The 6,032-nt window shown below is 56.0% G+C and carries 8 protein-coding genes; 1 reads left to right on the top strand and 7 read right to left on the bottom strand.

What is annotated here, in order from left to right:
- Nucleotides 1-40: 40 nt before the first annotated feature.
- Nucleotides 41-337, top strand: a complete 297-nt coding sequence (locus POG22_RS15045; protein WP_017660014.1) for a DUF2103 domain-containing protein — start codon at nt 41-43, stop codon at nt 335-337.
- A gap of 92 nt (nt 338-429) precedes the next feature.
- Here POG22_RS15045 and cpcF read toward each other — a convergent pair whose 3' ends face one another.
- From cpcF to cpcB, 7 genes are all read right to left on the bottom strand, one after another.
- Nucleotides 430-1,065: a C-phycocyanin alpha-cysteine-84 phycocyanobilin lyase subunit CpcF gene (gene cpcF, locus POG22_RS15040; protein WP_063718668.1), complete on the bottom strand. Its 636-nt coding sequence runs from the start codon at nt 1,063-1,065 to the stop codon at nt 430-432.
- 106 nt (nt 1,066-1,171) lie between these two features.
- On the bottom strand, nt 1,172-1,993 hold the full coding sequence (cpcE, locus tag POG22_RS15035; protein ID WP_498906151.1) for a C-phycocyanin alpha-cysteine-84 phycocyanobilin lyase subunit CpcE: 822 nt from the start codon (nt 1,991-1,993) through the stop codon (nt 1,172-1,174).
- 17 nt (nt 1,994-2,010) lie between these two features.
- Entirely contained in the window at nt 2,011-2,280 is a 270-nt protein-coding gene (gene cpcD, locus POG22_RS15030) for a rod-capping linker protein CpcD (RefSeq protein WP_017660011.1), read from the bottom strand.
- A gap of 87 nt (nt 2,281-2,367) precedes the next feature.
- Complete coding sequence (locus POG22_RS15025) at nt 2,368-3,267, bottom strand: phycobilisome rod-core linker polypeptide (protein ID WP_498906149.1); 900 nt, start codon at nt 3,265-3,267, stop codon at nt 2,368-2,370.
- Nucleotides 3,268-3,316: 49 nt separating this feature from the next.
- Nucleotides 3,317-4,132 carry a phycobilisome rod-core linker polypeptide gene (locus POG22_RS15020; protein ID WP_498906147.1) on the bottom strand — a complete coding sequence of 272 codons (816 nt, stop codon included), beginning with the start codon at nt 4,130-4,132 and terminating at the stop codon, nt 3,317-3,319.
- Nucleotides 4,133-4,251: 119 nt separating this feature from the next.
- On the bottom strand, nt 4,252-4,740 hold the full coding sequence (cpcA, locus tag POG22_RS15015) for a C-phycocyanin subunit alpha (RefSeq protein ID WP_063718667.1): 489 nt from the start codon (nt 4,738-4,740) through the stop codon (nt 4,252-4,254).
- Between the two features lie 90 nt (nt 4,741-4,830).
- On the bottom strand, nt 4,831-5,349 hold the full coding sequence (gene cpcB, locus POG22_RS15010) for a C-phycocyanin subunit beta (protein ID WP_017660006.1): 519 nt from the start codon (nt 5,347-5,349) through the stop codon (nt 4,831-4,833).
- Nucleotides 5,350-6,032 lie beyond the last annotated feature (683 nt).

Here is a 6,032-nt window from a genome sequence, read left to right as displayed (position 1 = left end):
GGTACGATCGAAGCGGTTCTCTTCACACTTTTTGAAACAGATGACGAATTCTGACGATCGCGGCCGCTTAGTTCTCAACCATTCGACTCACTTAGACGGGTTGATTCCCATTTTGGAACGTCTCGTTCGGTGTCGCGGCATCCGAACGGTGACGCCGGGGGTCATCGGACGAGCGAAGGGTCACGTTCCCCAGTTGAAGGTGCGGGTGTCCGTGCCGATTCGCGGTGGCTTTAAGGCGATCGCCCGATATGGGAAAACGGTACAAGAGGTGTTCGTGTTAACTACGCTCTCGAAAGGGGAGCTAGAAACCACCCTGGCGCAGCTTTTGAACGGATAGCGTTTTGTCGAGCCGGGGAGAGGAGCCGGGGAGCCGGGGAGAAGGAAGAAACTGTCAACTGTCTCCACTGTTCACTGCTCACTGTTTACTGCTCACTGTAAAAGACGGGTGACTCTTCCTCGAGCCAGCGATGCTCGGGCGCGAACGGCGAGTTCGTCGTCTTCTCGTTCGAGACTCTCGAAGCAGGTAGCAATGGTTTCGAGGCGATCGCTTAATTCGGCGGTGAGATTTGACCCCAAGGTTTCTAAACCGACGATGGCGGCGTAACGAACCACCCATTCGGGATCTCGGGTCGTTGGCAACAGCGTATCGAGAACTTTTTGTTGGGAGATCGGGCGATCGCACTCGGGAAGATCTGTCCAATGCAAGGAACCGAGACCTTTGGCTGCCCCACGACGCACGCTGAGGGCAAAATCGCTCGCTGCTCCGACGAGGATCTCCAGCGCGCGGGGATCGCGGATTTCCGATAACGCCCGGATCGCCCAGGCTCTCGCGCCGTAATTGTAGCTGTCGAGCTGTTCGAGAAGCGGTACGACGGCGGGTTTGCCAATGCCGACCAAGCCACTGACGGCGGCGACAGCCGCACCGGGATTGTTAAATCCGAGAACGCGAATTAAGGTGGGAATGGCGGCGGGATCGCGAGCGTCGGCCAGGGTTCGCACGGCGGCGAGGAGGCTGGCCGCAGAATCGGCGCGATCGATCTCGGCAATAAGGGCTTCGACAGGCATGGGTGAGGAATTGGCAGTCTGAGACTGGAACATTGAAGGGAAACCCGAATATCGACAAACTCTCGTTATGGGGTTGACAAAGCAAGAGTTTTGTGGTAATAGATGCTTATAGCAAGCGATCCATGTACTGCATGACCTCGACGGCGCGATCGTCGAGGTGGGGCGCGTCGGTGTCGAGTTTCTTCTCGAGAATTCCTTTGAGAGCAATGAGTTTGAGGCTGTTTTCCGCGTGAGTTTCGGAAATGGCCTGAGCGGCGTCGAGATAGCCGATCGCGCCCAAGTCCATCAGGGCAGCACGGCGCAGTTGTAAGTCCCGTTCTCGCAACGCCCGCACCAAGCGATCGCCGTACTGGGTATCTCCCGTCAGTTGGTACAGAGCGCGAGAGGCGGCGTACTGAACGCGGGGAACGGGATGGTCTAAAAACGGTGGGATATCTGAGAGCGCGTCGGTGGCGTGGAGGGTGCCGAGGGCTTCTAAGACAGAGTCGTAGGGCTGTACGAGGTGAGGTTTGCCGGGGACGAAAACGGCGGCTTCGACGCCCCCTTCGAGGAGTTTGACGAGGGGCCGAATCGCTCGCGCGTCGCCGAGTTCTTCGAGGGCTTGGGCGGCAGACTCGCGCACGTAATAGTCGTGACAGCTCAAACTGTCGATGAGGGGAGAAACCGCCCGGCCGTCGCCGAGTTTGCCGAGGGCTTTGGCCGCGTTCCGTCGCAGGGGATAGCCTCCGTCGGGAGAGCGATCGCGATCGTCGGATAAGGCGTCGATTAAAGCGGCGATCGCGGCGTTTTCGCATACGCGAAACCTACCCAGCCACCAAGCGGCATAGTAGCGGGCGCTGGGGTCTTCAGTTTGTTTGAGGTTCGCGATCGCCTGCTCGATCGTCATCGATGGGGCAGGGATCGCGTCAACCTGAGATGACGGTTGCATGAACGATCGTAATGAACCTAACCTTCTGATTCTCCTTCAGAAGACGCGTTCGGGTCAAACGAAACGGGTTCGATGTTCACGATTTCGCCGCCCATACGCACGATGCGCTGCATTTCTTGGTTCATGCGACTGTAAGGAACCGTGAAAACCACGGTATCGCTCCGGCGAATCGGATAACCGTTTTTGTCCGTTTCGGGATTTTGTCGCAGTCCGCGAACTTCATAGCGAAACAGGCGACCGCCCGAGGGGGTGTTAGCGGTTCCGCCAATAGCTGTAGAACCCATCATGGTGTTTGAGACTCCTTCAATCTACCAATTGGCGTGCGGGGACGACGGACGCCCCGCACTGATGCGATCTAGCGATTCAAACTCGACCTAGTTAGCCGGTTCGATGCTGGCAATTTTTCCGCCTTCCCGTCGGACGCGTTGCAGGGTTTCCGTCAGGCGATCGTAAGGTACGAAAAACGCCTGAGAACTGCGACGCACGGTTGGCGTTCCGCCACGGCGGAGGTTGTTGGGATAGTTGCGTCCCAACAGTTTGGTGACTTCGACGCGGTACACGCGATTGGCAGACTCGCCGAGACCGCCGAAACCGAAGGAGCGCGACGGCGCCACGCCCGCTTTCGAGGGACGATACGCCCAGCCGTCGTTGGTCCCCGAAGGACCGACAATGGCAGAGGCTCGGTTGCGAGCCAGTTCTGCGGCTAAGCGAGATTCGGTTCCGCGCAGTTGGGCGCGATCGCTGTTGGCATAACCGCGATACAGTTGGAACATCCGGGTGAAGCCCACGGTTTTTTGTCCCCACTGGATATCGAAACCGCGATAGTACGGCACTACGTTTTCGCCGAAGCTTTCGAGGTACTCCGTCGAGTCGATATAGGAATCGATATCGGCGTCGTACCCTTGGTTTTGATAGCGATCGAGGTGTTCGACCACTTCAGCTTCGTCTAACGGCGCGCGACCGAGTAAGTGTTTGCAGTTGAGCTCGATAAACCGAGTCTGAAAGCTGTTGTAGAAGAACTTCTTCTTGTATAATTCAGATTTCGCCACGGCGCGAACGAACTCGCGGACGGAAATGCTGCCGTCGCACAGGAGCGATTCGGCACTCGTCAGCCGCTCGGAGGCCATAACGTAATCGTTACCGAGTAGCTGACGGTAGACTGCCCGAACCGCTGTTTGAGCGTCGGCTTCCGTCCAGTTCGGACGCAGTTCGACGGGCGAGGCATCTGCAAAGGCCGACGTGCCTAAACGAGATGCTGCTGTGGTAATAGCCAAATTCAAATCCTCCTGTTCGATAGCGTTATCTGCAAAAGCAGCTCGACGCTCAAGCGGGGGTCACGCTAAGGACTCGTCCGCCCGATCGGTTAATGCGTTGGAGCTGGGCTGATAGACTGTCGTAAGATACGACGTATTCAGTGGTGAGCTGACGGACTTGAGGACCGCGACGGGCTGCCGATTGCAACACGCGCACGCGATACCGCTGTTCGCGATCGCCTCCAGTGCTGCCCGAAAGGACTTGGCGCGTCGATGGCGTCCGCACGGGAGACGACAGGTTGCGCCCGAGTTCCCAGGTCAGCCAGCCTTGGGTTTGCCGTTGGGCGCGATCGCTGTTGGCGTAACCGCGATACAGTTGGAACATCCGGTTAAAGCCAACAGTTTTTTGTCCGCGCTGGGTCTCGAAACCGCGATAGTAGGGAACGACGTTTTCTCCAAAGCACTCGCGGTACTCTTCCGAGTCGATGTAAGAATCGATGTCGGCGTCGTACCCTTCGTTTTGGTAGAGATCGTTATGAAATGCGATTTCGGTTTCGTCGTAGGGCGCGCGACCGAGCAGGTGTTTGTAGTTGAGTTCGGTAAACCGAGTTTGAAAGTTGTTATAGAAAAACTTGGTTTTGTAAAGCTCGGATTTGGCGACGGCACGCACGAAGTCTTTGACGGTGATGCTCCCGTCGCACAGGAGCGATTCGGCACTTTCGAGCCGTTCCGAACTCATCACGTATTCGTTGCCGAGTAACTGGCGATAGACGGCGCGAACGGCAACTTTCGCGTCTTCTTCGCTCCAGTTGGGGCGCAATTCGATGCGGTTAGCATCTGAAAAGGCAGAGGTACCCAATCGAGATGCGGCTACAGTAATCGCCATGGGACTGACCTCTCGTTTTTTTAACAAACAACCGATGAATATAAAAACAGCCCGGAACAACAAACAACTGCGAGCGCAATGCTGGTAGCCGCTTGCCGTTCCGGGCTAGAAGAAGCGATCTAGCTCAGAGCGTTAATCGCGTAGTCGATGTAGGAGTTCGCTTCGACGGCAGAATCTCCGCTCAGACCGTGGTTGGCCTTGATGTATTTCAGGGCTTCAACGTACCAGCTCGGAGACAGTTCGAAGGTGCGGTTGATTTCGTCGAGACCAGCAACGAGGTATTCATCCATCGGGCCCGTACCACCAGCCACGAGGCAGTAGGTCACCATACGCAGGTAGTAGCCGATGTCGCGAGAGCACTTCGCTTTGCCTTCGGGGCTAGAAGCGTAGTTCGACCCTTGCATTTGAGTGGTGTAAGGGAATTTGTTATACACCGCTTGAGCGGCACCGTCGATCAGAGACTGAGATTTGTCGGTCAGTTGACGGGCAGCTTGCAAGCCGGCATTGGCTTGACGGAAACGACCGAACGCGGTTTGGAGTTCGGTGCTGCTGAGGAAGCGACCTTGAGAATCTGCTGCAGCGACTGCTTCGGTTAACGGGGTCTTCATTGTTGAGTAATCTCCTTTTTGACTGTCAAAACGATTTTCAAATTGAGATGTCCGCTAAGCGGACTCGAGGAAACTGAGCTACTGTGCGATTTACGCAACAGCGGCAGCCGCGCGATCGAAGTAGGTTCCGATTTCAGACATCAGGCTGCTGCAATCTCCAGGGGTGATACCAGCGGGATCGCCCACGATTTGCAGGGCAGCTTCTTTCATTTTTTGAACGCCGACGGCTACGGACGCACCGGGAGTTCCGAGAGCGACGTAGGTTTCGCGCAGACCGTTCAAGCAACGATCGTCGAGCACGCTGGCATCGCCGGAGAAAACTGCGTAGGTGACGTAGCGCAGGATGATTTCCATGTCGCGCAAGCAAGCAGCCATGCGACGGTTGGTGTAAGCGTTTCCACCCGGAGCGATCAGTTGGGGTTGCTCGGCGAACAGGGCGCGAGCGGCATTGGAGACGATGGTGGAAGCGTTGCTCGTGATGCGGTTGACCGCGTCAATGCGTTTGTTGCTGTCGGCAACCATTTGTTGCAGCGCGTCGAGCTGACCGGCAGAGAGGTACTCGCCACGAGCGTCGGCTTGAGAAACAACCTTAGTGAATGCGTCGAACATGAATGAATCTCCTACTTAGTTTGAGATGGGCTTGGTCTAGATTCAAACGAGATCTGTTATCGCTTTGGCTCCTAGACGGAACCCGGGACGACCGACAAGTCTTTGGGTTGAGGGTTCGGCGCGATCGCGCTCTCTTTTTATTCTGTCTTCGTCGGTGCTGTCGTCTCGACCACCCACGGCATTTCTCAGAAAACTGAGAAAATTCGACAGTTATATGAGAGAGGCGACGAACGGCTGAAATTCAATTTTCACTTGTCGTTCGTGTCCTTCCGATAAACTTTATACACTGCTACCGAGTGTTTTTGAATTACGTTTTGTAAAGATTTTGAGTGGAGTGAGATCGAACGGATAACACGACAATTTCGCGCTCGGCCGACTGGTCGGTTTCCGACTCGCTGTCGCATTAACCTAGACCGAACGGGGATTCGACGCGATCGCCACGGACAGGCATTCGGCCGGTTTGCCAACCCACACCCGTATGACGACTGACGGTCGGTTTGCCCGATTCACGCAAACGCACTCAGAAACTTCTTGACATACTTCCCAGCCTGAAGGCGTGGGGATTCTCCAGACCTCACGGTTCTAGATTTCTGGTTCGGCGACAACCCTTACTACCCATTGTTGCCAATAAGTACCAGAGGGGTTTATCTCCCCAGACGTTTTCCCCATTACAGAGGAGGTTT

It is taken from the genome of Geitlerinema sp. CS-897 (assembly GCF_028368005.1).
Taxonomy (GTDB): Bacteria; Cyanobacteriota; Cyanobacteriia; order Cyanobacteriales; family Geitlerinemataceae; genus Baaleninema; species Baaleninema simplex.
This window is presented reverse-complemented; position numbering and strand designations above follow the sequence as displayed.

Coding starts and splice junctions, on each gene's coding strand:
- POG22_RS15045 (WP_017660014.1), top strand. CDS start 41: ATGACGAATTCTGACGATCGCGGCCGCTTAGTTCTCAACCATTCGACT.
- cpcF (WP_063718668.1), bottom strand. CDS start 1,065: ATGCCTGTCGAAGCCCTTATTGCCGAGATCGATCGCGCCGATTCTGCG.
- cpcE (WP_498906151.1), bottom strand. CDS start 1,993: ATGCAACCGTCATCTCAGGTTGACGCGATCCCTGCCCCATCGATGACG.
- cpcD (WP_017660011.1), bottom strand. CDS start 2,280: ATGATGGGTTCTACAGCTATTGGCGGAACCGCTAACACCCCCTCGGGC.
- POG22_RS15020 (WP_498906147.1), bottom strand. CDS start 4,132: ATGGCGATTACTGTAGCCGCATCTCGATTGGGTACCTCTGCCTTTTCA.
- cpcA (WP_063718667.1), bottom strand. CDS start 4,740: ATGAAGACCCCGTTAACCGAAGCAGTCGCTGCAGCAGATTCTCAAGGT.
- cpcB (WP_017660006.1), bottom strand. CDS start 5,349: ATGTTCGACGCATTCACTAAGGTTGTTTCTCAAGCCGACGCTCGTGGC.